Source organism: Pontibacter diazotrophicus, from assembly GCF_003367245.1.
In the GTDB taxonomy this organism is placed as follows: Bacteria; Bacteroidota; Bacteroidia; order Cytophagales; family Hymenobacteraceae; genus Pontibacter; species Pontibacter diazotrophicus.
The window spans coordinates 1-4,268 of record NZ_QRGR01000067.1 but is presented as its reverse complement, the minus strand read 5'-3'; the positions used below and the strand labels follow the sequence as shown (position 1 = coordinate 4,268).

General features: G+C 51.0%; 1 protein-coding gene. It reads left to right on the top strand.

Going from position 1 to position 4,268, the window contains the following annotated elements; all coding sequences use genetic code 11:
* A partial coding sequence (locus DXT99_RS26575) for a malectin domain-containing carbohydrate-binding protein (protein ID WP_115568628.1) occupies positions 1–4,068 on the top strand: 4,068 nt, incomplete at its 5' end.
* Between the last annotated feature and the right edge of the window lie 200 nt (positions 4,069–4,268).

Below are 4,268 nucleotides of genomic sequence, written 5' to 3'. Positions count from 1 at the left end.
GCAAGGCATGAAAACGCTTTTGTACAGGCAGGAGACAAGTTTTACCTCTTGGGTGGCCGGGGAGTAAAGCCAGTTCAGGTATATGACCCGGCAACTAAAACCTGGGCAAACAAAGCCAGCACCCCTACAGAGCTTCACCATTTCCAGGCGGTTACCATTGACGGCTTAATATATGTGGCAGGAGCTTTTACAGGAGGTTATCCATATGAAAAGCCTGTGCCTAAGGTGTATATCTATAATCCTGTAACAGATAAATGGCTGGATGGGCCCACAATACCGGAAACCAGACGCAGGGGGTCGGCAGGAGTAGTGGTGCACAATAAGAAAATTTACCTGGTTAGTGGTATTACAGATGGGCATAGTTCCGGACACGTCGCCTGGTTCGACGAGTATGACCCGCTCACAAACACATGGAAAACGCTACCAGACGCTCCTCGGGCCAGAGACCATTACCATGCAGCAGTAATCAATAACAAACTGTACCTGGCTGGTGGTCGCCGTTCATCAGATGCCACAGGCGAAACCTTCAAATTGACAGTACCGGAGGTAGACGTTTTTGATTTTGAAACAAATAAATGGGAAACGCTCCCCGGCAGTAGTAACATACCAACGCAAAGAGCCGGTGCAGCCACTGCTGTGCTCGGAGATGAGTTGCTTGTGATTGGAGGCGAAAGTGGTTCACAGTCAACAGCTCATGTGGAAACAGAGGCCTTCAACGTGCGGACAAACTCCTGGCGAAGGTTAGCAGACCTGGTAAGGGGCAGACATGGCACACAAGCCATCACGAGCAATAACGGCATCTATATTGTTGCGGGTTCTGGAAGCAGGGGGGGGAGCCCCGAGTTAAGCACTCAGGAAGCTTTTTACATGTATGCTCCTTCTTCTCCTGATGGAGTTGCATTAACGCAAAGCCGGTTAAATACGCCATCAACAGTGAGCTTCGGGACTGTTGACGTAAATGCAAGTAGTAGCAAAACTGTCACGATAAGCAATTCAGAAGGCAACCAGGATATAGTTATAACTTCCATTACTATAAGCGGCGGCAGTTCTTTTTCCTACAATGCCCCTTATGCCCTTCCGTTCGTTCTTCCTGTTGGGAAAAGTTTGAATATAACGGTGACATACCAACCTACCACTTCAGAAGCACAAGGAGCGGAAATGGTGATAAACCACTCCGGCCAGAACGGGAGCAGTGTTATTGCCTTAAGTGGAGGAACAAATGCTGTTTCCGCCTCACCTAACAGCCTGCATTTCTTCTCCCAGCAGGCTGGCACTACTTCCGAAGCACAAGATGTTACTTTGACTAATAACACAACCACCACATTGGAGATGTCTTCTGTTTCTATCACAGGCACTAATAATAGTGAATTTACACATAATTTTACGCAGTCGCTCATTTTAGCTGCCGGTGCTTCAACTAGTATAAGCGTGAAGTTTACACCTGCTTCAGCGGGAACAAAAGTAGCCAAAATGAGCATAACACATTCAGGCAGCACTACTCCGTTAGCAGTTGAGTTATCCGGAGAGGGACATAATAATACTGGGGGTACGGGCACTGCAGTGTACCGCATCAACTCCGGAGGGGGGGAGGTGACCAATTCTATAGGCACCTTTTCGGCCGATAATTATTTTTCACCTGTACCCGGCTATACCTACTCCACAACAAGCTCCATTTCAGGCACCTCAGATGATGCCATGTACCAAAGCGAGCGTTCGGCCACTACCAACAACGGCACCTTCAGCTACGCATTCCCTGTCAGCAGCGGGCAGTACAAGGTGGTGCTGCACTTCGCAGAAATATATTGGACAAGTGTAGGGCAGCGCGTGTTCGACGTGAGCCTAGAGGGGGTTAAGGTGCTTGATAATTTCGATATCATGCAGAAAGTGGGCGCCAAAACAGCCACTACCGAGACTTTCACGGTGGATGTGGCAGACGGCACGCTGGACATGTTCTTCAGCGCCACAACCAGCGACGGCGGGGTGAACAGGCCCAAAGTGTCAGCTATTGAGGTACTGGGTGTAGTTTCTGGTGAGAATCAGGCGCCGGTGGCCGACGCGGGGGATGACCAGGCGGTGACGGCGGCCTCAGACGGATTTGCCAGCGTGCAGCTCGACGGCTCCGGCTCTACTGACGCCGACGGCACCGTCGCCTCCTACGTGTGGACGGAGGGGGGCGCGCAGCTTGCCACCGGCGCCACGCCGACGGTGAGTCTGGGCGTGGGCACCCACACCCTCACCCTGACGGTGACAGACGACGAGGGGGCGACGGACACGGACCAGGTGACGGTGACGGTGAACAGCGGAGTCGGAGAGTTAGTGTATAACCCTTCTTCGCTGCACTTCTTCTCGCAGGAGGCGGGCACTACCTCGCAGCCGCAGGCGGTGACGCTGGCTAACAGCGGCACTACCTCCCTGGAGGTGAGCACGGTAAGTATTACGGGTACTAATAGTACGGAATTTGCCCATAGCTTTACCAGCCCAATAACTCTGGCCGCTGGCAGTTCTACCTCGCTCGATGTCACCTTTAGCCCAGCATCCTTAGGCACGAAAGTCGCGCAACTTAATATTACGCACACAGGCACCAATTCACCTGTGTCGGTGGGGCTAACTGGTGAAGGTATAGATGACACAGGTACCACTGAATTGTACCGTGTGAACTCCGGTGGCGGAGAAGTGACCAATTCTATAGGCACCTTTTCGGCCGATAATTATTTTTCACCTGTACCCGGCTATACCTACTCCACAACAAGCTCCATTTCAGGCACCTCAGATGATGCCATGTACCAAAGCGAGCGTTCGGCCACTACCAACAACGGCACCTTCAGCTACGCATTCCCTGTCAGCAGCGGGCAGTACAAGGTGGTGCTGCACTTCGCAGAAATATATTGGACAAGTGTAGGGCAGCGCGTGTTCGACGTGAGCCTAGAGGGGGTTAAGGTGCTTGATAATTTCGATATCATGCAGAAAGTGGGCGCCAAAACAGCCACTACCGAGACTTTCACGGTGGATGTGGCAGACGGCACGCTGGACATGTTCTTCAGCGCCACAACCAGCGACGGCGGGGTGAACAGGCCCAAAGTGTCAGCTATTGAGGTACTGGGTGTAGTTTCTGGTGAGAATCAGGCGCCGGTGGCCGACGCGGGGGATGACCAGGCGGTGACGGCGGCCTCAGACGGATTTGCCAGCGTGCAGCTCGACGGCTCCGGCTCTACTGACGCCGAAGGCACCGTCGCCTCCTACGTGTGGACGGAGGGGGGGGCGCAGCTTGCCACCGGCGCCACGCCGACGGTGAGTCTGGGCGTGGGCACCCACACCCTCACCCTGACGGTGACAGACGACGAGGGGGCGACGGACACGGACCAGGTAACAGTGACGGTGAACCCGACACAAAATACTGGTCAAAAGGTGGGAAGCTTTACGTTAGTGGATGCCAGAACTTATAAGGACCTATACACACTAACAGATGGAAGCAGGATAAATCTGGCTTCCCTGCCAAACCGTAGCATAAATATTCGTGCTAATACTAGTCCTTCAATAGTGGGTAGCGTTGTTTTTAATCTTACAGGAACCGAAACTTCCAGCACAAAGGACAACAAGGCTCCTTATGCGTTCAAGGGTGATGCCAAAGGGAAGTATCACAAATGGACTCCTTCAATAGGTACTTATACACTCTCTGCTACACCATTTACCTCATCCGGTGGCGGTGGTAATGCTGGCACTGGTTTAACTGTTGCATTTACGGTAGTTGATCAGGTGGTTACCAGCCAAACTTTACTCAGGACAGCAGTAGAAAGTGAAGCACAAGGGCATAGCATATCAGTTTACCCCAATCCTAGTCAGGGATATCTGCTGCATCTTAAGATTATTGGTTTCAGTGAGACAGAAAGAGTTTTAATAACCCTGTATGACTTAACTGGCAAGGCAATTCAGTATGAGAGATACGAAACTGATGAAAGTGGTAATATTGATGAAGAATTAGTCCTGAATCAACATATTAATAAGGGTGTGTACATCATCAAGGCACAATCAGCTTCCGGAGAAGCCACTACACGACTTGTAGTTCTATAGGCAAAATCGCTATCAGGAGGGAAGCTTAATCTTTTTTCTCCTGATAGCGCTATTAGCACTCTATTAAAATTTGGGTAGTCCTATAAAAGTAATGAAGCAACAGAAATAACCGCAGTAGCAGTAAGATTAGGTGTCGAATCTAATTCTTACCCTCATGAACAGGTCATGTTACTACTGCGGCAGTGTGAATATAGTCAAAA